Here is a 24,710-nt window from a genome sequence, read left to right as displayed (position 1 = left end):
GGGTGAATTTTCTAAAAATTTGGCAGAAATGCTTTTAAACCATACTTTTAAGGGATCACAACCAAATTCACCAATTATTCCTTATGTTTTCGAATTCCTTTAAAAACTTGCTATTGGCAATCTTATTTTTTGGAATTACTTTTTCTGCAAAAACACAACAACCTATTTTATTTGATCATCTGGGAGTAGAGAAAGGATTATCGCAAACTTCAGTACTCTCTATTAGCCAGGATAAGAATGGCTTTATGTGGTTTGGTACACGTTACGGCCTAAACCGTTACGATGGTCATCATATTAAAATTTATCAATACGCTGAAAGCGATAGCAATTCGCTATCTAACAATTATGTAACCTCTATATTCTCCGATTCAAAAAAAAGGCTTTGGATTGGAACCAGCGTAGGCTTAAATCTTTACGATGAAAGAAATGATGCCTTTAAAAGAATTGCAAGCCAGCCGAAAACAGCAAAAGGTTTAAGCAGTCATGTTATTAATTGCCTTACTGAAGATAGCAAAGGGAATATTTGGATCGGAACATTGAATGGATTGAACCTGTTAACAAACGGTAAATTATCTGTTATCACAAAGTTCTTCAACACTAAGAATGGCGATGGTCTTTTCCATAATGTACGGTCAGTGAAGGAAGATCATCAAGGAAATATTTGGGTAGGCACTTCAAATGGTCTACTTAAAATGGTGCTGATAAAAGGCAAATATCAAACTACTGTTTTTAAAAACAACGGAAGCCCTGGAGATATCAGTGCGAATTACATTTCAAACATCACCGAAGATAAAAACTATAGAATTTGGGTCAGCACACAAAGTAACGGACTAAATTTATTCGATCCTGTAACTCAAAAATTTAAACGTTTTGAATTTTCAGCTGCCAATAAAAATACAATCGTGAGCAATACCATTCGGAATATGGTGATTGACGATGCAGGCAAGTTATGGATTGGCACACTGAATGGGATTAGCATCATGGATACCCAAAAGTTCACTTTCCAAAATCTGCAATTTGATCCTGACAATAAAAAAAGTTTAAACCAGAACTCTGTTCACAAATTATATAAAGACAATAATGGATCGATCTGGGTGGGTACTTATTTTGGAGGCATTAACATTAATTATCCCTACACCACAGCCTTCACCGTTCATGATAGAAGCCGAAGTAAATCGAGCATTAACAACAATGTAATTAGCGGGTTTGCGGAAGACCAAAACAAAAATTTATGGATTGGTACTGAAGGCGGCGGGATTAGTTTATATAACAAATCGACTCAAACATTTAAAGCCTATCAAAATACTGGCGGTTCAAATGCCCTGAAATCCAACCTGGTTAAAACAGTTTTGTTTGCCAGCGATGGAAAATTATGGGTTGGTACGCATTCTGGAGGCCTAAATGTTTTAGACCCCAAAACCGACCGTTTTAAAAGCTTCAATTTCAGCAATCAAAATGAAGACGTACCCGATGAAATCAGTGCAATTGTTGAAACCAAATCTCATCGTTTAATTGTGGCTACACAACGCAATGGCATCAAAATCTCCAATCCAGATAAAACCGAATTTAAAGATTTGAGGCTACCTGCTTCTATTCCTTCCTCTACGAAAGTAAAAGCTTTAATGGTTAACGATGCTAAAATCTATTTCGGTACAACAAATGGTTTTTTTATTTATGATGAAAATACGAATAGATTTTATTCCGTTCTTGATCATCAGTTGAATAAACCGCTCAATTATTATGTAAACTGCATATCAAAAACCAAAGCGAATGAAATTTTTCTTGGCACTTACAATAGTGGACTATTGTTCTACGATCAGAAAAAAAATTCCATTAAGTCTTATACCAGCAGAAATGGTTTGCCCCACGATAACGTTTTGGGCATGATAGAGGATGACCAGGGAAACCTTTGGATTAGCACAGCCAATGGACTTTCCATGTTCAACCGATTGAAAAAGACTTTTAAAAATTATACGGTGGCCGATGGTTTACCAGGCAATGAATTTAATGCAAATGCGTTTTTTAAAAGCAGCAGTGGCGAACTGTTTTTTGGAGGATACAACGGTTTTATAAGCTTCTTTCCTGATCATATTCAGAGCAATGATAAAGCATCCAAAGTGATCATCACGGAATTGAAACTTCAGAATAAAACGGTTAAAATTAATGGTAACGACGGGCTACTTGATGAAAACATCAGTTTGAAAGATAAACTGATTTTTGAAAGTGATCAGAATACATTTAGCTTAAGCTTTGCGCTTTTGAATTTCATTAAACCAGAAAAAAACAGATATGCCTATAAGTTAGATGGCTTTGAAAAAAGCTGGAACGAAGTAAGTATGCCAACAGCAACCTACACTAATCTGCCTGCTGGAAGCTATACTTTTCTGGTTAAAGGCATTAATAACGATGGTGTTTTAAGCGCCAATACCGGAAAAATAAAAATCATTGTAAATCCTCCGTTTTACCGCACCTGGTGGGCATATTTATTTTATTTCTGCATGGCTGCCGCCGTGCTGTTTGTAATTGCCCGCTATGTTTTGATCAAGGCACTACTCAAAAAAGAGAAGGAAGTGAATGAACACAAGCTGGAATTTTTCACCAATATTTCACACGAAATCCGAACTCCATTAACGTTAATTGTTGGGCCATTGGAGCAATTGATTGAGAACGCAAAAGATAACCCCACATTAAACCGCGATTTACAACCGATTAAAAACAATGCCGATCGTTTGATGAATCTGGTAACAGAACTGCTCGATTTTAGAAAGGCTGAAAGTGGTAAAATGGCACTTCATGTGAGTCCCGGAGATTTTGTAAAGTTTTGCAAGGAGATTTTTATGGCCTTTCAAAATATGGCATTATCAAAAGAAATCGACTACACTTTTCAAGCGGCAAGCCCTCAGATAGAACTGTATTTTGATAAAGTACAACTGGAAAAGGTATTGTTCAACTTACTTTCAAATGCTTTTAAGTTTACGCCAAACGGTGGAAAGATCAGTTTGGAAATCTCTCAGGAAAATGAGCTGGTTACCCTTAAAATTTGTGATAATGGAAAGGGAATTCCTATGGAAAATCAAGCCAATTTATTCAACAATTTTTACCAGGCAAATGCCAATACCACCATTGGCACTGGTTTGGGTTTATCTTTTTCGAAAAGCATTGTAGAATTGCACCATGGTAAAATTTCATTTCAAAGTTTGCCGGCAAATGGTAGTCAAAACGACCAAACCTGTTTTAGCGTAAAACTGAAAACGGGAAAGGCGCATTTTAATTCTTCGGATTTTATTACAGATTACGTGTATTACGATGATGCCGTAAATTACAATTTACAAGAAAGGTTTGAACCTCAACCCGAAGAAACGACACCCGCCTTTCAGGATAAAAAAAGATATACGCTTTTGCTGGTGGAAGATAATGCCGAGGTAAGGAGCTTTATTAAAAATGCTTTATCTGCAGAATATAATATCCAGGAAAGTGAAAATGGAATGGAAGGATTGGAAAGCGCTATTGAACTCATCCCCGACCTTATTATTAGTGACGTGATGATGCCCGTGATGGACGGGTTGGAGCTGTGCCGCAAAATCAAAACCGACGAAAGAACCAGCCATATCCCTGTTATTTTATTAACCGCCAGATCAGCTTATGTTCATCAAATTAATGGTCTTGAAAATGGTGCAGATGCCTATATCATGAAACCTTTTAATTTAAAAATGCTGGAACTGAATATCAAAAACACATTAACAGCAAGAGAAACCATTAAACATAAGTTCGCCCAAGTAATTACGCTTGAACCCAGCAATCTGATCATCAATAAAACTGAAGAAGGTTTCCTGATGAAGATTATGCAAATCATCGAAAATCACATCTCCGACCCCCAGTTTGATGTACCTACCTTAGCTTCAGAGATTGGCATGAGCCAGCCCATATTGTACAAAAAAATCAGGGCACTTACTGATCTTTCGGTAAACGACTTCATTAAATCTTTAAGGATTAAAAGGGCAGCACAATTATTGAAACAAAACGCTGGTAATATTGCCGAGGTAGCTTACGCAGTAGGCTTTAACGACCGGAAATACTTTAGTTTGGAGTTTAAGAAACATTTTGGTAAAACGCCAAGCGAATTTATACAGGATGAAAAATTCATTTAAGTTGAAATAACCTATTAAGCAATATTCTCCAGATAGCGCAAAACCTCTTCTTTCTTCCTGCTTGAAACCAGGATGTTTTCCTTATTTTCCATTTGCAAATAACCTTCCCGATAATATTTTTTTACGTATTTAAAATTAACCAGATAGGATTGATGACACCTTAAGAAGCCAAACGGCGTAAGCAAACTCTCATATTCCTTCAGGCCTTTTGATACCACAATTTCACGCCCGTCATTTAGAAAAAAGCTGGTATAACCTTTATCGCTTTTGCAAAACATGATGTTTTCTATCGCTACCACTTCAATATATTCGACACTTTTTAAAGCAATACGCTTGCTTGCCCCTACACCTTGTGCCAAATAATGGTCCTTCGCAATGGCCAATTGTTGCTGACCGAAACTTTCATGCTCCCGGTGGTGGTAACATTTGTTTAAAGTGGTGGTTAGTGATACCTCATCAATGGGTTTAAGCAAATAACCAAAAGCACCCAAATTTAGAGCCTGAATGGCATATTGATCATAGGCCGTGAGAAAAACTACCTGAAAATCGTTTATTCCAATGGTATGAAACAGATTAAAACTGTCACCATCCTTTAAGCGGATATCAGCTAAAATAATATCTGGCTTTAATTCAGGAATTTCCTTTTCGGCCACTGCTATTTCAGCAGCAAATCCAACTACTTCCAAATAATCTATCTTTTTAACAATTTGCAAAATATGTTGCAAAATGCGTATTTCATCTTCCAAAATATAAAGTTTCATATCAATCTTTTTAATCGTTAATAACTGGTATTGTAATTTCGACGCTAACACCCCTCCAACCATGTGCTTTTTTGTCTTTTACTTCAAATGCTGCATGTTGGTTATTTGATTTAAACAGTAATTCAAACCGTTCTTTTAATATAATTTGAGCCAAGGATTGTTTTTTCGGCGTATTTGCTGGCTTTTCTACCAATCCACTACCATTATCATCCACCTCAATCAACAATAAATCACCCTTTAATTTAAAAGAAATCAGGAGCAAGCCTTTATAGGCAATATTTCGGAAACCATGCTCAATGGCATTTTCAACGAAGGGTTGAATCAACATCGGCGGAATGAGTGTTTCGTTCACATCAAGTTGCGGATCTACATCAATTTGATAATCGAATACACCTGCATAGCGCATTTGCTGCAGTTGGATGTAATTGTTTAACGAAGTTACCTCTTCAGCTATTTCAATAAAATCTTTCCTGTTTTGTTCTAAAATGCCACGTAGCAAACCCGAGAATGATTTAAGATAGCGTACCGATTCATCAATATGTCCTGATGCTACTATACTTTGCAAATTGGCAATGGCATTGAAAATAAAGTGCGGATTTAACTGAGCTTGAAGCATTTTTTGCTCCATGTTAAGGCGTTGATTTTCTGATTTCAATAAATTATTTTTCGATTTCAGTCGCTGCTGGCGATAGATAATAAAAAAGAAAGAAATTACCCCTATAAAAATAAGTACGAGTAAAAACATCGATGAACGTTGTTGCTTAATAATCGTTTCATTCAGTTTATTCCGCCCTTTTAATTCTGCAATATTCCGATCTTTTTTTTCCGTTTCGTACTGCTCATGCATTTCTGCAACCTTAACAGCTTCGATGGCTTCATTATTTTTAAGTTCAATTCTGTGCGATGCTTGCGCAGCTTCCAATGCTTTGGCATATTCTCCCTTTGATTTATACGCATCAATCAGCCCATTGTAATAAACGCTTTTTTGCTTTCCAGATAAATCATTTTTTTCTAATGCAATACCTTCTTTGTAATACTTGATGGCCGAATCGGGTTGATTGTTCCTGGTAAAACTCGTGGCCAAATTGTTAAAAGCAATATCGTTGAGGTTATCGGTTCTCTTGAGATAGTTAAAATATCGTTTACTGGAAGCCACAGCTTTTGCCGATAGGCCTTGCTGACTATAAATCTGCGCCTCATTATCGTAAGTGCGGGCCAGTGCTAAGCTATCGCCAATTTGCCTGGCCAATATTCGAGCCTGATTGTTGTAAAACTCCATTTTTTTGAAGTTTGCCAACCGGGAAGCCAATAGAAAAGAGATATCAAAATAGCGTTGTTTAACTGCCGGATGAGATTTAAACGGATGATTATTAAAGTAAACAGCTGCATATTCCAACGATTTTTTTGCGTTCTGATTTTGGAAGTAAGCCTGTGCCAGCAAATCGTAAAAACGATAAGTTAGTCGGCTATTTGCACCTTCTGCTAATTTCATGGCAGCAAATATTTTGCTTGTCAACGCAGACTCAACCATTGAGCCATTACCCATGTTTTGTGCCAGAATTCCATAGGTTTTTAAAAGCGCTAATTCATCATTCGGTTTGGTCGATTTTATCTTTTGATATTCGTTTATGGCACTATCGCGTTTTTTTTCCATGCCATATTTTCTGGCTTTGAAATAGTGATAATATGGATTAGCGGCTTTATTTGCAGAATTACTTAATAGACTATCCTCCTTAAAAATCATTTTTTTAACCTTAAACGCCGGGAGCGTATCTAGAGCAATGATGAACGATAAATAATCTTTTTTACCAATAACAACCTGATTGGCCTTTTGCTGGCCGTTGCTTTTATCATCCCTATTTCTGCAAGAGGAAATAAAAAGGAAACTCAAGATAGCGCAAATGGCTAATGCAGTTCTTGCAGTGATATTCATTAATGCGGAGGTTGACTTCTTTAAAATCTGTAAATATTCTCTAAATATATAAATAGAAATTTCGCTAAAAGAATCAGTTGAACATTCGCAGTTTTTCATTCCATATCCGTATTACTTCAATACTTATTTGATTTTTCAAGGACCTTATTCAACTCGAACAGCAGAAATAGAAAGAAACCAAACGAATATCAGTTGCACATCAGCGGCTATAGGTTAGTCGTTTTTTTGAAACACATTTCTCTACAAATTCAAATCGGAAATAAGAAACCATCCTCTGATTTCTAAAAACTATTAACCATTTACTTAAAACAAAAAATCATGAAAAAACTATTCTTTGCATTGATTTGCACCGCAATTGGCTTTAGCGCTTCAGCTAATAATTTAATATCAAAAAGAGATGCAACTACAGAAACTAAAATTGAAGCTACACCAACATTTAAAAGGAATAACAGCATTGAAACTGGAAAGCTAAGCGCAGAAAAACTGGGTTTCTTTCGCAGACAAATGAATTTCACTTTTACTGATGCCTGTGGCAAATCATACGTGGTATACGTTTCTGGTCCGAGTAGCGCATCTAACTACTCATTATGGGAAACCGCAAACATTCATTTTCGTGGAAATGTAATGGCTGACTATTGGGGTTGCTACAGAATGTAATCGTTTTTAAGGTTACCTGCCAACAAAATAGTATTCAATCACAAAATTAAATAAACAATCATGAAAAAAATATTAATCGCACTGGCCTTTGCCATGCTAGGAACTGCATCATTCGCCAGTGATGCTAAACCCGTGAAAACAACATCTATCATCAATAGTACCGCTGAAACAAGTTCATTATCTACAAAAATATTGAAAGTAAATGTTGGAAGTGAAACCAGCGCTCTATTGCGCAGAGAGAAAGTTTTCCTATATACGGATCCCTGTGGTGTTAAATGGCAAATTCACGTATTTGCTCCCGACGGTACCGATAACCTGAGCATGTTCCTGGTTGGCAACAACTTTTTTTGGCAAGGCGTTAATTCAAGTTCTGACGGTTGCTACCATAACCAACCATAATTTGTAAAAATTAAATAAAGTAAGAGGATGGTTTCTTTAATTAAAAATAAAATGAAAAAATACTTCAAGTTTATATTACCGGCATTACTATTAGGCGCTTTATATTCCTTTAAATATAAAAGCAGCGGGCAAGAAGATCAACCTACCGCAATGGCTTACTATCATTTTTACCACATTAAAGATAGTACCCAAACGGGTAGATTATATAGTGAAGATTTTATCCTGGCTTTTAATTCCCAAAAAAGTGTTTACAGTAGTCAAACCCGAGTTAAGCAAGATTCTACCGTTCAGGCTATTTTAGCCGCAGCAGAAGCCAAAAATAGCGACGTAGTTGATATGGGCACCTATTTACCCGTCACCGAAGATGATATCTACGCCAACAATGGTAAGATTTCAATTGTAAAAAATACTCCCCAACAACGTTATTTAATTACCGAAATTCCTGATAAAATTGATTGGAAGATTGATAAGGAAACTAAAGATTTACTGGGTTACACTTGCCAAAAGGCTACCGGCATTTGCAAGGGCAGAAAATATACGGCCTGGTTTACAACAGATATTCCGGCGAGCTTTGGCCCATGGAAACTACAAGGTTTACCCGGATTAATTTTAGAAGCTTATGATGACCGTCATTTCATCAAATTTACCTGTACAAAATTGGTCACTCAAGAGAATCTGCAAAACGTTAAACCAATCAATATTCCAGCAGATGCAATTTCAACAAATATGAAAGAGTATGAGCAAATGAAGAAAGCACAGGCTGATGGTTTTAATATGTTCGGCAATGATAGCGGAATTACCGTTGATAAGATCACTTCAAGCGGAGGAAATGGTAATGCTGCCCCAAGAAAAAAGTTTACCATTAATTATCCCTTGGAATTAACCGATTAAGCTCAAAGATTTGTTAACGAAAGGCTTCCTTTTATTTTTACCACTATTATTTTGTGCGGTATTTTTATCCGCACAAAATACAGTATCTATAAGTGGTTCGGTAAAAGATAGTATCGGCAATCCCGTTGCTTCGGCATCAATAGCTATCGTAAACCAAGCTGGGGCAGGCGTTACCTTTGGTACAACAAATGATAAGGGTTTGTTTAAATGTGATTTCCAAAGCGGTAATGAAAGCTACTCTATAAAAGTAACCGCAATGGGTTTCCAGCAGTTTTACCAGGCCATTGAACAAAAGAACAACGAGCTGGTAAACGTGGTGCTTAAGCAAAAAAGTTATAAACTTGCAGAGGTTACCATCAAATCAAACGCTAAAATCAGCCTATCGAGTGATACCTTGAAATACAACGTTAAAGGTTTTCAGGAATCTAACGATCGGGTAATTGGTGATGTGATCAACCGCTTACCAGGAATTAAAATCGATGAAAATGGCGCCATAAGTTACAACGGAAAGCGCATTACCAATGTTTATATAGATGGTGATAATTTATTAGATGGCCGATACAAAATGGCCACCAATAATGTTCCTGTTGGTGCTGTAGAGCAGGTGCAGGTGATAGAACGGGATCAACCCGTAAAGGCACTGAATGGTTTTGTAAGCAGCAATAATGTTTCGCTAAACATTAAACTTACCGATAGTGCCAAAACGATGATGGTGAATTCGGCTTATCTGGGTGCAGGCAATAAGGCTTACGTGGCCGAGCTAAATAACCTAATCTTCAATAAAAAAATTAAAGCCATTAATACCTTTAAAACCAACAACATTGGCGAAAATCTCGAAGCCGAACAAGCGGTTTTAGGGCAGTCTTTTAATAATGAAGTTTCATTAAAACTACCTAAAACCTTCCTATCAATGGAAAGTGAAACCCTGCCTAACCTGAAAGAAAAGTATTATTTATTGAATAATGACTATGCTGGCAGCCTAAATGCTTTGATAAAAATGAAAGCCGATTGGGGCTTGCGCTTAAATTTATCTACACTCCAATTGAAACGAAAATTTCAATACAATAACACCGTAAATTATTTTCTAGGCAATACCGATACCATTCGGTTTAATGAATTTCAAGACAACGTTTACAAATTAAATCAATGGCACGCCGAAGCGCAACTTGAAAAAAACAGCAAATCCATTTATTTGAAATCAATTACAAAATTCGAAATTCCAAAATGGAAAAGGAATGGCAGTACCATACAAAATGAGCAAGATTTCGGGCAGAGCCAACCTACAAATCAGTTATCCATTAGTAATGAAACCAATTTGGTAAAGGCTTTAGGCGTGAATAACATTTTGCAATACAATGGTTTGGTACAATATTATAAAATAGATGAAAACCTGAAAATTGCGCCAGGCATTCAGCAAGAGATTGTAAATGGTCGTGCTGACTACTTAGCGTTAAACCAGCAAGCCAGCACTAAAAACATATTCATCAATCAATCTGCCACTTTTAAAACCAAGTTTAATCGCTTTGTTTTATCGGCAGCAGCCGGTGCTTCTTACGAACATAATCGATTAAACAGCCAACTATATAAAACCGATAGCACCAATAATATCACATCGGTTGGGAACCAATTTAAAAACGATATTGGGTTTGATAATTTAGGCTTATATGGACGAATTTCGGTACTTTATCTTTTGAAAAAAGGATCAATTAATTTGGAGGCAAGTCCAACTCTTAACAACATCGATTATTCCGAGGCAGAGAAAAGCACTGCTAAAAAGAACACGTATTTTGTGTTGAACCCAATTATTGAGTTTAGAAAAAACCTGGGAAAGTATAGTGAGCTGAATGCAAGATTTGCCCAACAAACGCAATTTGGACAAGTTAACGATGTTTACAATGGCACCATCTTAGTGAACTACCGGCAATTTAATTTTAACGACACACCTTTACCGAAAACAGATCTGACTAACATTAACTTCAGATATTCTTACCGAAAGCCACTAAAAATGCTTTTTTACAACCTTATGTTCGGCTTCGACAGAACAAATCAAAACTTTATCAATTCTTATACTTTGGATAGCGGACTGACAAAATCAGTGGCTATCGATTTCAGGAATACTATCGATCAGTATTCCTTAAATGGCAACATTTCTAAATACATCTTTCCACTCGAAATAAATATTGCTGCAAATGGAAGCCTAAGTATGCAAACAGGAAACAATTTTTATAACGGTGAGATTACGCCCTTTAAAAGCTATCAATTGAACACGGGATTAAGTCTAAGAAAAAAGCTGTTTTCGAAAGTTACACTATCGTTGGCCGGAGACTTAAGCAGATCATTAAATAAACAGGAAAGTTTAAGCGGACCAATTGAAAATGAATCGGCAAACGAAAAAATAAAGGGCGAATGGCTACACAATTTGAGTTCAGCGCTTTCTTATGCCCTAACTTATAATTTCGTTTCTTACCGCCAGTTTTCGCAAGAACCCATCCGCAATCAGTTTTTAGATTTCAACTTAAAATATGCCCCCACCAACTGGAAAAGCTTCTTCGAATTTCAATGCGTCAACTTGATTAATCAGCGAGCCTACCAACAAATCACTTCTTCTGCAAACCAATTATCAACTTACCAAATGCCATTGCGACCAAGAACTTTTCTAATCAAGTATTCATTTACTTTTTGAGTAAAAATTTTCAAATAATCGTAAAGAACGATTAAATAATAATGTAGGGATATCAAATATAAACCTTTGGCTTTTGTAGCGATGATTAGTACTACATTTAAATTTAAATCAGAAAAAATATGAAAACCTATAATTACCTGGAAGTAAATCAAGGCAAGGGCGTTGGCTTTGCATTGGCATACATTGCCCTAATAGTTATAATTTCATCTGTGGTTTTCGGAGGTTTTGGAGCCCTTGCAGATGCTGTAAATAATTTTGGCAGCAGTAAGGTGTTGGGATTTTTGGTAGGTATAGTGCTCATTCTACCCATTTTCTTTCTGATCAGGTTGATTTATCCAAAAGTAAGCATTCACACCAGTACGACTATGCTGACCATCGTAAAGAAAAATCAGCCAGATTTACTTATTCATTACAATGAAATTTATGCAGTTGCACTTAATGCACAAAGTTTAAATACACTTTCGCTTTACGGGAAATCGAACGACGTGCTATTCCATATCCAGCCATTTAACAATCACCAGTTGATGCCTGAATTGGTTAATGAGATTACGAAAAGCAATACGTTCAGGAAATCGGTTACACAAAAGAGACTGTTAAACACCACCTACGATATGATCGTTTATCAACGCAGTTATTGATTGTAAAGAAGTTCGCCACACCTCTAAAATCGACTACCATACTTTGAAAATTTAGCCAGAAAGATTGGTTAACATCGAAACCAATAAACGACACACCAAAACCCATTAGCATTAAAATTAGCCCAATTAAAGTAGCCCTAACACTAGATAAATAATAAATTTTTTCAGGCATATTTCTCATGCTATTGCCTTACTTTAACCAGATACAATAATTTGGCACTTGGCGAGTAAAAGGAAAATCCATTTGGCGAATGATAAAATGCCGGATTAAAAAGATCAGTGGCAGAACCAGCTTCCTCAACAGTAAACAAACTTGGTTTAAAGCCATTGTGCCGTTCTTTTTCTACAACCAGCTTTGGAACCATAAATTCAAATTTTTTCCCGGCAATTTCAGTTTCAAAAAAACCTTTCCCTCGCCAATTATATACGCTAAAACCGCCATCGCCACCACCAATAACATGATAATATTTCATCTTCTCCTCTTGGTAAAAGTATAAAAGCTTTACATCTTTAGGGATCTGGAAATCGACCTCTCCACTCCTGAAAACCTCTTTTCGATACCTAAATGGGCTCTCTTCATCTGGCACATTAAAATATCCCGGCAGTTGTTGCCACAACAACTGCCACTGTTTATCCTCATAAAAATACGTCTGAAGATACCATACATCCTGATTTACGAGTGAATTAGAAAAATGATACTTTCCAGTTGCCTTTATCGCTTTCATTTTAGCTGATATTCTTTCGTTCGTCCAGCTATTATCTTTATTCCATTCAATCACTTCATGTCTGGTAGTATCGCCATCTAATGGCCAGGAATTATAATAGCCACCTTTATCGCTGGTGTACACAATAAATTCCCCTATAAAGTTGCCCCAATGTCTACTATAAGCAACATAAATAGAATCTAAAACTTTGCCGGCCTTATCTATTTTATAATATCGATTATCATGTTTGGTATCTTCATCAACCTTGGCGTCACAATCAACAATTAGCTGATCATTTACCGATTCGAAAATCCGAATAGGGTTGGGTGAAGCGGCGCTCGATACCACTACCCGGGCCATCAGTTTTACGTCAAAAACAGCAGAGCGATAATGTTCGTTGATCTCTTGAAATGAAGCATATTGTCCTTCTAGAAGAGTGTCGTTGCGGTCGATAATTAGCCTGTTGTTATAATAATATAGCGATACCGCCAAACCAATTGGCAGTGTAATACCAATCCCCAGCCACATCTTTTTCATTTATTAAAACTGAAAATTATTTAAAAAACGTATAAACAACCTTAATTTCATTTGGTGTGGAATAACTATCATCGCCTCGTTTTTGAACACTTTGGAAAGCTTTAATGATCCCGTTTTCGAGTTGATAAACCATTTTAGATGATTTATATTTGTTTATATTTTCAACCACCAATACTCCTTCGTTGTTCATGGTAAAGGTCTTCGTTTGAGAATCTCCACCATAGCTTTCGGTCACGGCTAGTGGTAAAGTAAATTGGTTGTTGCTGTAACAAACACTAGAATTTCGCTCTGCATCGCTATAATCCAAACAAGTCTGGCCGTTTCTCGCTTTAATTTTATAGGTTTGACCACTATTAATTTTCATTTCTTCGTAATCTGCCTTTTCGATCGAGTATCTATCAGATTCAAGAAACAACCTGCCAACCATCTTGAAAGTCTCCAACCTGTAATCATCCTTCGTAATGATCACATCCTCCTGATAAAATAAGCGGGTTTTAATCTTTCCATCTCGGGAAATAGTTTGAGGCAAATTACTACTGTATTTTATGATTAGATGCTCATCACCTTCATCAATATATTCTGTCAACTGTCCCATCTCGTTAAACTTAAAAGTAAGTTTTTCCTTTCCGTTAGGCAACAAGGAAATGCTGCTCACATTTTTTAGATTGATAAACTGAAAAGGTATAATGTACTCTCCTAATATTTCCTGTTGCAAAAAGGCATTGATATTGGGCTCAACATCTTTGGCCGCACCGGTAGTTTGCATCAGTTTTTCAACCGTTAAGCTGTCTTTTTTAAAGCTGGCATAATAAGATGATGTTTTATTTACGTTCGCAGCTTTCCCAATTTGCTCTGTTAACTTAACCATTTGGTTGCCCTTCAAAATTTCGGCTTCAGGCTTTCCGCTCCAATAAATAAAACCTTCATGGCGCAACTGCCTGTCAAGAAGATTCAAATCTTGCTTACTATTGTTGGCTACTTTGATAAAAGTATTTCGGTAAACATGGTGGTAATTGACTTCGCTTTCGGGAAAATTTTGATGCAATTCATCCCATTCCCTTTTAACCAAACCACGCATGCTATAATAATCCGTACTTAAATCGGCGGCCTTTGGCTGACTGCGATAAGTTCTGCTTTCGCGATCTGCCATCCATTTCACATCATAAATAACAATCTGAGGTTTTCCTGCTTCCAACACCAAGGTATCACAGTCGGTACAAATCTTTTCTTTTTCAAATTTAGCTTCTTGCGGAGAAACCATAATCATCGGAGGTGCAGCATATCCTGGTTGTTTACTGTCAGAAAGTGAAGGCGGAGGTGGAGGTACTTCAACAACGTCTTTAACAATGGGTGGCGGCGGTCCAAAATATTTCCTAACCGTTTTTACAGCTTTTTTCTTTACTGTTTTCTTTTGAGCAGCAGCTGTTCCTACTACTAATAAAGCAGTCATCATAAACAGCATTCTTCTTAAATATTTATTGAGCATAGCTTCTATCTTTAGGTTTATTTACTTAGATCTTTTGAGCGAACCCACACAAGCTTATTATTCGGTGCGAAACGATATACATCCTGCCACCACCTAGCTCCTCCGCGACAAGCCGTAAACAACAATTTCTTTTTTGGATCTAAAGTCACATCGCAAAGGCAATTGCATTTGGCGTTGGAGTTGTCGGGTTCCAATAATTTTTCGAAACGCTTAGAATTTTGGTTGTATAGAAAAATGCTAAACTCCTGGTATACGCCCATTCCCGCATCAGGGATCGAGAAAGCGATATCGTCATATCCATCAAAGTTATAATCGGCAATGTAGCTTCTACGGACTGGATTAGGCGAATCCAACGCCGGAAGGAGTGTATTGAACAACTTACCATCAGCATATTGGATGCTTAATTTATGATGATCAAAATGATTAAAACTGATTAGCGCACCATGCAAAAGATATCGGTCGTTCTCCAGTGTCCCCTTCCCTTCCAACTGAACGAGATTAAACTTCTTGGCATCTTTCTTTCTCCAATACGAAGCCTTTTCTACAGCGTTTATATTATGCATCAGCGTGTAAGTTCCATTCACTTTACCATCAATCATTTCATCCCAGATAAAGGTTTCATCATCTGGCTGCCCATCACTCCTGCCGCTGGTGTCTCTTTTATAGCTTTTGATTCGCAGGGCGATATTTCCTGTTTGGCCCACATATTTAACAAAAGCTCCTTTACCTTGATCGCCGAAGTATAGATTTAATTGAAATGGCTTTGCTAAACCCACAGATTGCAGGATGTAAGGCTGAGCATTGCTTTTACAAAAAGCAAAAACGATTAAACAGATTAATATTGTAGAACATTTGTTGAGCATGAATTCTGATTTTTAAACGCTTTTAAAAGGAAGTATATTCTACCTGTTCACCATACTCATTGTAGCTGGTTCTATCTTTAAATTTGATTCGCGTTTTTTTGTCAGCGCTTTCCCTGTCTAAATCGTATAATTCGCTATCAAAGCGTTTTACTACACTACCCTTTTTATTAATAAGCGCATATGAATTATCTTTCATTTGTACCAGAGCGAGTTTTGAAGTGGTGAAGAAGCTATGTGCATATTGAAATTTAAAAGGAATAGCCAGCTGCCCGGCTGGGTTGATATATCCTTTTTCATTATTGCTATTTTCGACCAAAGCAAGGCCTTCGCTAAAGGGTTTTGCATCCTCCCAGCCTTTGGCCTCTAAATTAATGCGGATATTGTTCTGTTTATCTACAAAATAATATTTACTATCGGTATTGCCGTTTGGCTCTTTTTTGGCTTTTCGCACAAGTAGTAAACCGCTGTTATAACCACCGTAAATATCGTCGTACTTGTTCTGCGTTAAATTCGTTCCGTTTAGATCAAAAACATTGATTTTGTTATTGCTCTTGGCCAGGAAAGAAGTTCCATCTATCTCAACATCGTCATACCTAAAAGGCAGTACTATTTTGAAATTCCTGTCCAACACACCCTCCTTTCCATCCTCTGTCTTTCCCCACCAAAATTTCGAGCTTGTAAATTTTAAATTATCGTACTCCATCGGAAGAACAATTTTTCCGGTATTAATGTCAGCTACTCCGTTTAGCCCATTTGTTCTGGGTTCTATCTTCACATACCTACCATCAAAAATCTCCGTATCATCTATTTTATAAGCGACCTTTTCAACCGTTTGTGTTTTATAATTTATCCAGTAAGTGTTGTCAACATCTCCATATTGATCCCAGTAATAATAGCGGTTTAACTTACGGAAATGCTCGTTAAACTGTGGCTGAATTACCCACTTGCCTTCTTTATTTAAAAAACCAGCCTTTTGTTTAGCAAAATCCATTGCAAGAAAATATTCCCCTGGCGCTTCGTCATATTTAAAGGTATAGTCAACATCGAAATTTTTCATTTGAGGCACACTATCGCTCACGGAGAAGCCAACGCTACTTACCGGACCTGCAAAGGTATAGATTGCCGTTTTTCTACTTCCTTTTTCAGCATCTGATAAAGCTGCCGGTGCCTGTGCTTTAAGCCATTTATCGAGGTCCTTTTCAGTTTTAATCTCGTCGGCTTTAACCCCATCTTTTGCTTTCTCTAGTATCTTAATATAATTTTCGTAAAGCTTTCTTTTTGCCGGCGTAATTTCGGTATTGCTGCTGCTTCCTTTTTCCGCTAAAACCCTTCCATCTTTATAATAGGCTTGTATTTTGATATCCCGATCGTTCTCTACATCAGGTAAACTACAATGTACCTGATTGCCAACAATGGTATCTAACCGGATGATTCCATAAGGCGTTTTCACTTCAGGACTGTTCAGTGAAACTTTGTAGAGTGTTTTGCTGGCCACTGGAAGGCTTATTTTGTATTGAATACTCCGGATCGGTTTTGATGACATCAACGCAATATTATCGTTGAAGCTACTGGCCTTGTAAATGTATTTCTCCAGGGCATTCATTCCTCCTTCATCAATAAACTCATATTCTTCGCCCTTATCTTTCTCTATTTTAGTATGTTTTTTACCGATACTGTCGAGCGTCAAATAACCCTTATTCGTTTCAGTTCCATCCATAAAAACAAATTTTTGAGGGGTAAAAACGGGTTCCATATCTGCATTATGCATGAAATAGCTACTCTCCTCACCCATTAAAGTCAGCAAATCATATTCATCTTTATCTAATGAAATCATATTGTAGGGATACTGCAAGCTAGTACTCACTTCTAAATTTTTGAAAAAACGATAGAGTGCGCTATCACTAACGGCTTCTGTCCGTGTTGACTGGAAATTACTGGCTTTCTCTGCTGAGAATTTCTCAGTAGTACCAGCGGTAATCATAATCCTGGTATCGCTTAGCTTGATAATGCCTTTCAAATTATTAATATCATCATCTATTTTTGCCAGCAAATCTTTTTTCGATTGCGCCATACAGGAACTAAAGAATACAACACTTAAAACGAGCAGGTATTTGTTGATTTTCATGATACAGGATTAAATAAGACGATGCAAGATAGATTTTGGAGCATGCATCTCTACGAATTTATCAATCTTTAAGAAGTGAAAAAAAAGCGATTAGAATTCGTAGGGGTTGGGATGATATCTGGTGGGTTTTGGCTATTATTTGTATAGTAATTTGCAGGTGAATGACATAAATCTAGCTGTATATCAATCTATCAATCCTTTCAAAACAATTCTGCCGATTCTCTGCTTTTATAAATATGAAACCATCATGATTTTTCGACCCATATAGTGGGATGAATAAATCTGATACCTGCTTGTAATAGCAGCGTTTCATCACTCATTAAATTTATAAAAGATGAAAATTCTAAAAGCAATTTTGGCTGGCTTCGCTGGCGCAGCCGCCTTAAATATATTACACGAAACGGTTCGCAGGCTTGATGCCGATGCACCAAGAGTGGATTTGGTTGGAGAAGAAGCATTAACCCGCTCCATGAACAGCCTCAACCTCGAAGCACCAACAGGCAAAGATCTGTATGCCGCTACTTTAGCCGGCGACATTGTTAGCAATACCATCTATTATAGTGCAATTGGTATGGCTGGAAGTAAAAATGTTTATTTAAAAGGAGCGCTTGCTGGTTTAACTGCTGGCCTGGGCGCCATTAAACTCCCGAAAGAAATGGGTTTAGATGATGAACCTGTAACCAAAACAGATAAAACCAAGTTGCTCACTGTAGCATGGTATTTAATCGGTGGCTTGGTAACCGCAGCGGTATTGGATCAGTTTAAAAAGAAATAACCGTAGAACGGCTACTCTTCGTTCGAGACAACATTACACGTTGTTAACCCGTTGCTAACCCTTTCTATACCTATCGTTAACCCCTTTTTAACCCTTTGCTTACCCAAATAGCTAACCTAAACACTAGAAATGGAAAACTTTAGGTTATTAAGTGTTAACCTCATCATCCTCCATCGCTTGCCCATTGCATGCCTATCCCAATCGTAGGGCATCATGATTGCATTTTAACGCATCTATAAATTCCTATTGATGCAGTTTTCGTTCCTTTAGATATTTGATTAAATCTGCCGGGCGATCGCTTTGAATAAACACAGGGTTAAAATCTAGTAACCAACCCCAGCTATCGGGTTTTTGATTTTGCTCCACTGCCCGATCATCATCGTGACCGCCATTGAGTGATGGCCACAAGCTATTAAGCCAAACGATTTGATTTTTAGCAATCTGCGGAAGTTGTTTGAGATTAGATAAGGTATCTGTATTAAAAATCGGTTGGATAACACTTTTCCTTGAACCTGCATAACCTTCTATAATTTTTAAAGCGTCAGGATTGGTCATATTAACCACCACCATAATGTAAGCTTCAGCAGGGATTTTCTCTGTTGAAATCAGTTTTTCATAAGGAATATTGTCGCCAACATTTACAACTGCTTGCTTTAGGGTTCCGGTTTCCTGCAAAACCTTAAATACCTCTGGCAAGTGATCGTTGCCCTTATCCACATTAATCAGAATTTTATCTTTCGCTACCATCATCAACTCTTTAAAGGTAGGAATTGGGTTTGCGGTTACTCTGCCTAATCCATTTCTCAGCTTAAATTTTCTAATTTCTTCTAATGTAAAATCACTCACTTTACCTTTTCCATTGGTGGTACGATCGATTGTATTATCATGCATCACCACCATCTGGCTATCTTTGGTCATTTTTACATCAAGCTCCATCATATCGAAACCTTTATCAATGCTATTTAACAAAGCATGCAGCGAGTTTTCAGGCGCATTTCTCCAGTCGCCACGATGCGCTACCACCAGAATTTCTTTATGGGTACGATTAAAAACCTGCTCCAGTTTTTGGGCAGGATTTTGCGCAATAGCAGAAGTTAGATTTATCGCACCCGCGAAAAACACAAGAAAATAAAATCTGATTTTCATCATTTAATTTTGATAAAAAGCGCCTGTATCACCATTTTAATCCTTCGAAAAGCTCAGGATGAAAACCTTAAATGATGATACAGGCGCTAATGTTTGCTAATAAAAATAATTAATATCCTGGGTTTTGGTACATTTTTGCAGGATCTAACTTGAACTCATCAAAAGGAATAGGGAAATATCTATCTTTTGTGGTGAAATTACTCAACTTGGCATTGCCAAAGTTAGCTTGAGATTTTGCTCTGAAATAAGTAACCAGTTCAGCAGTGGTAAAGTTACGCAGCAAATCAAACCACCTTTGGTTTTCAAAAGCCAACTCTACCCTACGCTCATGTAAAATTGCCAGTTTTAGTGTTGGATATTTGGAGCTATAAGCCGTGTTGTTACGGGCCGCAGCGTACAAAGGCACACCAGCTCTTGCCCTAACCATATCCAAATATTGTATCGCAACCGCATCATTGCCTTGCAACATATTCACTTCAGCCAACATTAAAATAACATCTGCAAAACGCATTAAAGGGAAATTATTTCCGCCGTAGCCGTTAACCGTTGCCGCTTCACTTGCGTCGCGGTATTTGGTAATAAACCAATCCAGCACCCTGGTATCAGCAGCATATTTAATAGAAAAATCTTTACGTGGATCGCCGGTTTCATAATCTAAAACTAAATCAGGCGTTACGTTGCCTCCAACTCCCGTTGGTGCTCTTCTCGAATTAATGGTTTCGCCGAAAGCTTGGTTATTTGCGGCGATGCTTGAAGCGTAAGTGATGTTTCCCTGAAGGTTTACTATTTCGAATATCACCTCTGGATTATTTGTTTTCTTCGTTACATCAAACACATCTGCATAAGAAATACCTGCAAGCGTGTTGAAAGTCTTCAGGTTGTACGCTGCTAATAAGTATGTATTTGCATTGGTTAAATTCTCTGCTTTGCCATTTTCTAACGTAGTGGCCATCGTTAAATAAACCTGACCTAGCAATCCATTTATAGCAGCTTTAGAAGCTCTGCCTGCTAGAGCACCCGTAGCCAAATTTGGAAGATTACTATTTAATGCATCTTTCAAATCAGTTACAATTTGTGCATAAACCGTTGCTTGTGGTTGTCTGAAAGTATTTTCAACCACTTCATTGTTACTCGTTAGTTGTTTGGTTACCAATGGCACATCGCCCCATTTTCTTACCAAATGAAAGTAGATTAATGCCCTAACAAATTTCGTCTCCGCCAAGTATTGGGCTTTCAAATTGGCATCAGTAAATGGCACTTTATCAATATTCGAAGTAATTACATTACATCTGGTAATTGTGGAATAGAGACTTACCCAATGGTTTTTTAAATAAGTGTTACTGGGTAGAATACTAAAATCTCCAAATTGGAAAGGCTCTCCTGCATTCGATTGATTATCGTTTATACCGGTATTATCTGAACGTTGCTCGGTATATAAATTGCTGCTTTCTCCAATGTTGTTGCTGCTTCTTAATGATTGATAAACGCCATTTACTGCAAGCAAAACATCATTTGGCGAAGTGAAGAACTGTTCAACCGTTACCGCATTGGGATCGGTTTGTTCAAGGAAATCTTTTTTACAGGCTGATAAAGAAATCAAGCCTACAAAAATTAAGAATATACTTTTTTTCATTTTGATCTATTTTAATGATTTCAGGACTAGATTAAAAAGTTAATTTAATACCTAGGTTATAGGCTCTGGCCAATGGATAATTACCGTAATCTACGCCAGGGGTTAAGTTTGCACCAGCATTATAATCTACTTCAGGATTGTAACCTTTGTAATCGGTAATGGTAAATGCATTATCAACACTTCCAAAAACTCTTATATTTTCTACATGAAGGGTTTTGGCAACCATTTTCGGGAAATTATAACCTAATGTGATGTTTGTACACCTTAAATACGATCCATCCTGTACATAAAATGAGGACAAACGCGTACTGTTACTTTGCGTACCTGCACGGGAAGCACGGTAATTTAAACCGCTCCCGGGATTTGCTGCATTGCGGTAACGATCTGCAACTTCTGCGTACTGATTGCCTGATCCTTCAAAGTTATACAGGTAATAATCCTGACCATCCAACACATCGTTACCTTGCGATCCATTGAAAGAAGCCCTGATATCAAATGATTTATAATTTGCATTTACTGCGAAACCGTAGGTAAAATCCGGGTAAGGGTTACCAATTACTTTCTTATCAGCATCGTTAACCACGCCATCGCCATTGGTGTCTTCAAAATATAAATCGCCTACCTTGTAAGGATTAGATTGTGCAGAAGATGGTGCAACTTTACCTAATAATTCTGGTGTTACCCTACCGGCAACCTGGTAACCATAAAACATACCAATCGATTGACCTTCTTGTGTAATATGCGTAATGTACTGTCGCTCTGCACCCACACTAAAAATGGTACTGTTTCCACCCAAATTAAGTACTTTGTTGCTGTTAAAAGAGATGTTTCCGCTTAAACCTAAGTTGAAATTATCAGTGCTGACAACACGACCGTCCAATTGGAAATCGAAACCTTTATTTCTGACTTTACTATCTCTTAAATTAGTTAAGATGCTTGATGAGCCAGAAATTGCAGAAATAGGCTGGTTGAATAATAAATTGTAAGATAAACTGTAATAGTAGTTGGCAATAAATGAAAGGCGACCATTGAAGAAACTTAAATCCGTACCGAAATTGTATTGTGATGTAGACTCCCAACCTAAGTTCTGATCTTTAATACCGCCAGCCCAAACTGCAGTTGCAATCGCATTTCCAAATACAACACCACCTGGGCTGCTCATGGTTTGCGTATGGTTGTTATCTCCAATATTGTTGTTACCGCTTAAACCCCAACTTGCTCTTAATTTAACGGTAGAACCGTTACCTAGGAAGTCGTTATACCAGCTTTCCTGAGATAGATTCCAGCCTGCCGCTGCTGATGCAAAAGCACCCCATTTATTGTTCGGACCAAACCTTGATGAACCGTCCATACGGAAAGTACCACTCAAATAGTATTTGCTATCGAAATTGTAGCTGGCACGACCAAAATACGACAATAAGGTGGTGGCGTATTTATTTGCCGAATTCAGCACAAAATCTGTATTCGCGGCACCTTTATCAGATATTTCACCGATTTTATCGCTTGTAAAACCCGTTGCGGTTACCCTTACTAAATCACTTGTGGTATGTTGAGCAGAATATCCACCCAAAATATCCAGATTATGTTTGCCAAAAGTTTTGTTGTAATCCAATGTAAATTCGGCCAGCTTATCTACCTGCGTTAAGTTTTGTGCTACTGCATTTGCAGCCGCAATTGATGATGGAGAACCGGGTGCATTTCCGCCGCCGTTACTTAAGCTGGTGGGGCGATAATAATCATACTTTTCACTGTAGTTGTTCGTACCTAAATTGGCTTTGAAGTTTAAACCAGTTAAAATTTCGAAGTTAGCATAAGCATTATAAGTGTTTCTGTTTCCAAGACGATTTACTTTCGTTTCATTAACCGTTGCTACCGGATTTTCTAAACCTTGATAACCAAATTGATTGGCCAAAGCAGACATGCCGTATTTTATCGGGTTACCGTTTGCATCTCTTGCAGGCAGGTATGGCAAGTAAAGCAATGCCGACATCATCGGACTGAAGCGACCTTCTCCAACCTCTTTATTATTGGTTTGCGTAAGCGAGATATTGGCGCCTACTTTTAATTTCTTACTGACCTGCCCTTCAATATTCGAGCGGAAATTTAAAGCCCGCATAGCGGTATTGGTTACAATACCATCTTGATCCTGGTATCCACCACTTACAAAGTATTTAATGTCTTTGTTTCCGCCAGAAAAGGCCAGGTTATGGCGCTGGAAAAATGCGTTTCGATACAATTCATCCTGCCAGTCGGTATTAAATGCAGGTGCCTTTGCCGTTTGACTAGCAAAATCATAAATATCTTCGGGTATACTTACCGATGATCCATTACCGACATTCGAAGTTCTGGCGGTATTATTGTCAGAAAACATCGAATCATTCCAAGGTTTGCCAGCATTTACTACTAAATCTTTATAAGCATTGTTTCGGCCATCAATCATCAGTTGAATAAACTGTGATGCATCCAATAGCTTCACCTTTTTATGCAATTGAGTTACCCCAGCTTGCACATCATATTGGAAACGGCCTTTACCATCCTTACCTCTTTTGGTAGTAATCATCACCACACCACCAGAAGCCCGAGAACCGTAAATAGCAGCAGAAGCCGCATCTTTCAAAATATCAATGGTTTCAATATCTTCAGGATTGATGAATACATTATTTCCAGAAGGATAACCGTCTATTACATATAACGGATTTGAACTTGCATTGATTGAGCCTACACCCCTAACCCGAATTTTAGTTCCAGCGTATGGTGCACCACTGGTTTGCGATACCTGCACACCAGCAACCTTACCTACTAAAGCTTGACCAACAGTTGGCGCACTTAGATTCATTTCGCTTGCCTTTACACTGCTAATGGCTCCTGTTACATCCGATTTTCTAATCTTTTGATAACCGATTGCCACTACCTCATTTAAAGTATGGTTACTTTCTTTTAGTTTAACATTAATCGTTTTACCTCCTGACACTAAAATTTCCTGCGTTTCGTACCCTATAAATGAGAAAACCAAGGTCGCACCATTCGCCACATCTATCGTAAATCTTCCATCGCCATCGGTTGAAGTTGTTCTTTTAGTTTGTTTGTCATAAATGCTAACGCCTGGAAGTGGCTGGCCTTTTTCGTCAGTAACTGTTCCGCTAATAGCAGCCAGGCGAATGTTTAATTTAACGATTGAAGAATTTTCGCCAGAAATAACGGCAAAGGCTGTGGAATTGCAAAGAGCCAATAAACCAATGGGCACAAGCATTTTCCTACAGGTATGTTTAATACCCGCTGCTGAAAAAAATGATATCATCTTTTTTGTATTAGTTTGTTTTTAGAATTTAAT

16 protein-coding genes are annotated in these 24,710 nt (G+C 37.6%); 7 read left to right on the top strand and 9 right to left on the bottom strand.

The genetic code is table 11. The annotated features are described in order from the left end of the window. Positions 1-113 precede the first annotated feature (113 nt). Entirely contained in the window at positions 114-4,148 is a 4,035-nt protein-coding gene (locus ACZZZK_RS17635) for a two-component regulator propeller domain-containing protein (RefSeq protein WP_463485257.1), read from the top strand. Positions 4,149-4,162: 14 nt separating this feature from the next. Here ACZZZK_RS17635 and ACZZZK_RS17630 read toward each other — a convergent pair whose 3' ends face one another. After that, on the bottom strand, positions 4,163-4,909 hold the full coding sequence (locus ACZZZK_RS17630) for a LytR/AlgR family response regulator transcription factor (RefSeq protein ID WP_463485256.1): 747 nt from the start codon (positions 4,907-4,909) through the stop codon (positions 4,163-4,165). A gap of 10 nt (positions 4,910-4,919) precedes the next feature. Further along, on the bottom strand, positions 4,920-6,842 hold the full coding sequence (locus ACZZZK_RS17625; protein WP_463485255.1) for a tetratricopeptide repeat-containing sensor histidine kinase: 1,923 nt from the start codon (positions 6,840-6,842) through the stop codon (positions 4,920-4,922). Positions 6,843-7,160: 318 nt separating this feature from the next. Between ACZZZK_RS17625 and ACZZZK_RS17620 the strand changes: the two genes are divergently transcribed. The 5 genes from ACZZZK_RS17620 (at position 7,161) to ACZZZK_RS17600 (ending at position 12,110) form a co-directional block, all read left to right on the top strand. Continuing rightward, the gene (locus ACZZZK_RS17620) at positions 7,161-7,499 is read left to right on the top strand and encodes a hypothetical protein (protein WP_463485254.1); all 339 of its coding nucleotides are present in this window, start codon (positions 7,161-7,163) and stop codon (positions 7,497-7,499) included. 60 nt (positions 7,500-7,559) lie between these two features. After that, positions 7,560-7,898, top strand: coding sequence for a hypothetical protein (locus ACZZZK_RS17615; protein WP_463485253.1), 339 nt, complete (start codon positions 7,560-7,562; stop codon positions 7,896-7,898). Positions 7,899-7,949: 51 nt separating this feature from the next. Then, positions 7,950-8,789 (top strand): GLPGLI family protein, encoded by an 840-nt coding sequence (locus tag ACZZZK_RS17610; protein ID WP_463485252.1) that lies wholly within the window; start codon positions 7,950-7,952, stop codon positions 8,787-8,789. A 10-nt stretch (positions 8,790-8,799) separates the two neighbouring features. Further along, complete coding sequence (locus ACZZZK_RS17605) at positions 8,800-11,472, top strand: carboxypeptidase-like regulatory domain-containing protein (protein WP_463485251.1); 2,673 nt, start codon at positions 8,800-8,802, stop codon at positions 11,470-11,472. Positions 11,473-11,591: 119 nt separating this feature from the next. Further along, positions 11,592-12,110, top strand: a complete 519-nt coding sequence (locus tag ACZZZK_RS17600; RefSeq protein ID WP_463485250.1) for a hypothetical protein — start codon at positions 11,592-11,594, stop codon at positions 12,108-12,110. 182 nt (positions 12,111-12,292) lie between these two features. Here the strand turns inward: ACZZZK_RS17600 and ACZZZK_RS17595 are convergent, their stop codons facing one another. From ACZZZK_RS17595 to ACZZZK_RS17580, 4 genes are read right to left on the bottom strand one after another with little or no spacing between them, the layout of a single operon-like run. After that, a complete protein-coding gene (locus ACZZZK_RS17595; RefSeq protein ID WP_463485249.1) occupies positions 12,293-13,351 on the bottom strand; it encodes a hypothetical protein in 1,059 nt (352 codons plus the stop codon). 16 nt (positions 13,352-13,367) lie between these two features. Next, the gene (locus ACZZZK_RS17590; protein WP_463485248.1) at positions 13,368-14,837 is read right to left on the bottom strand and encodes a hypothetical protein; all 1,470 of its coding nucleotides are present in this window, start codon (positions 14,835-14,837) and stop codon (positions 13,368-13,370) included. 17 nt (positions 14,838-14,854) lie between these two features. Next, positions 14,855-15,700: an XAC2610-related protein gene (locus ACZZZK_RS17585; protein ID WP_463485247.1), complete on the bottom strand. Its 846-nt coding sequence runs from the start codon at positions 15,698-15,700 to the stop codon at positions 14,855-14,857. Positions 15,701-15,722: 22 nt separating this feature from the next. Next, the gene (locus ACZZZK_RS17580; protein ID WP_463485246.1) at positions 15,723-17,825 is read right to left on the bottom strand and encodes a WG repeat-containing protein; all 2,103 of its coding nucleotides are present in this window, start codon (positions 17,823-17,825) and stop codon (positions 15,723-15,725) included. Positions 17,826-18,159: 334 nt separating this feature from the next. Between ACZZZK_RS17580 and ACZZZK_RS17575 the strand changes: the two genes are divergently transcribed. After that, positions 18,160-18,600 (top strand): hypothetical protein, encoded by a 441-nt coding sequence (locus ACZZZK_RS17575; RefSeq protein ID WP_463485245.1) that lies wholly within the window; start codon positions 18,160-18,162, stop codon positions 18,598-18,600. A gap of 243 nt (positions 18,601-18,843) precedes the next feature. Here ACZZZK_RS17575 and ACZZZK_RS17570 read toward each other — a convergent pair whose 3' ends face one another. From ACZZZK_RS17570 to ACZZZK_RS17560, 3 genes are all read right to left on the bottom strand, one after another. After that, the gene (locus ACZZZK_RS17570) at positions 18,844-19,749 is read right to left on the bottom strand and encodes a glycerophosphodiester phosphodiesterase family protein (protein WP_463485244.1); all 906 of its coding nucleotides are present in this window, start codon (positions 19,747-19,749) and stop codon (positions 18,844-18,846) included. Between the two features lie 106 nt (positions 19,750-19,855). Continuing rightward, complete coding sequence (locus tag ACZZZK_RS17565) at positions 19,856-21,379, bottom strand: RagB/SusD family nutrient uptake outer membrane protein (RefSeq protein ID WP_463485243.1); 1,524 nt, start codon at positions 21,377-21,379, stop codon at positions 19,856-19,858. Between the two features lie 31 nt (positions 21,380-21,410). After that, positions 21,411-24,677, bottom strand: a complete 3,267-nt coding sequence (locus tag ACZZZK_RS17560; protein WP_463485242.1) for a SusC/RagA family TonB-linked outer membrane protein — start codon at positions 24,675-24,677, stop codon at positions 21,411-21,413. Between the last annotated feature and the right edge of the window lie 33 nt (positions 24,678-24,710).

This window comes from Pedobacter sp. AC163 (assembly GCF_979258665.1).
Note: the sequence above shows the minus strand (reverse complement) of the source record. Positions and strands in the feature narration are given on the sequence as shown.

What these genes read in the sequence shown, in the direction of transcription:
- ACZZZK_RS17630 (WP_463485256.1), bottom strand. Translation starts at nt 4,909, where the DNA reads ATGAAACTTTATATTTTGGAAGATGAAATACGCATTTTGCAACATATT.
- ACZZZK_RS17625 (WP_463485255.1), bottom strand. Translation starts at nt 6,842, where the DNA reads ATGAATATCACTGCAAGAACTGCATTAGCCATTTGCGCTATCTTGAGT.
- ACZZZK_RS17620 (WP_463485254.1), top strand. Translation starts at nt 7,161, where the DNA reads ATGAAAAAACTATTCTTTGCATTGATTTGCACCGCAATTGGCTTTAGC.
- ACZZZK_RS17615 (WP_463485253.1), top strand. Translation starts at nt 7,560, where the DNA reads ATGAAAAAAATATTAATCGCACTGGCCTTTGCCATGCTAGGAACTGCA.
- ACZZZK_RS17610 (WP_463485252.1), top strand. Translation starts at nt 7,950, where the DNA reads ATGAAAAAATACTTCAAGTTTATATTACCGGCATTACTATTAGGCGCT.
- ACZZZK_RS17600 (WP_463485250.1), top strand. Translation starts at nt 11,592, where the DNA reads ATGAAAACCTATAATTACCTGGAAGTAAATCAAGGCAAGGGCGTTGGC.
- ACZZZK_RS17595 (WP_463485249.1), bottom strand. Translation starts at nt 13,351, where the DNA reads ATGAAAAAGATGTGGCTGGGGATTGGTATTACACTGCCAATTGGTTTG.
- ACZZZK_RS17590 (WP_463485248.1), bottom strand. Translation starts at nt 14,837, where the DNA reads ATGCTCAATAAATATTTAAGAAGAATGCTGTTTATGATGACTGCTTTA.
- ACZZZK_RS17585 (WP_463485247.1), bottom strand. Translation starts at nt 15,700, where the DNA reads ATGCTCAACAAATGTTCTACAATATTAATCTGTTTAATCGTTTTTGCT.
- ACZZZK_RS17580 (WP_463485246.1), bottom strand. Translation starts at nt 17,825, where the DNA reads ATGAAAATCAACAAATACCTGCTCGTTTTAAGTGTTGTATTCTTTAGT.
- ACZZZK_RS17575 (WP_463485245.1), top strand. Translation starts at nt 18,160, where the DNA reads ATGAAAATTCTAAAAGCAATTTTGGCTGGCTTCGCTGGCGCAGCCGCC.
- ACZZZK_RS17570 (WP_463485244.1), bottom strand. Translation starts at nt 19,749, where the DNA reads ATGATGAAAATCAGATTTTATTTTCTTGTGTTTTTCGCGGGTGCGATA.
- ACZZZK_RS17565 (WP_463485243.1), bottom strand. Translation starts at nt 21,379, where the DNA reads ATGAAAAAAAGTATATTCTTAATTTTTGTAGGCTTGATTTCTTTATCA.
- ACZZZK_RS17560 (WP_463485242.1), bottom strand. Translation starts at nt 24,677, where the DNA reads ATGATATCATTTTTTTCAGCAGCGGGTATTAAACATACCTGTAGGAAA.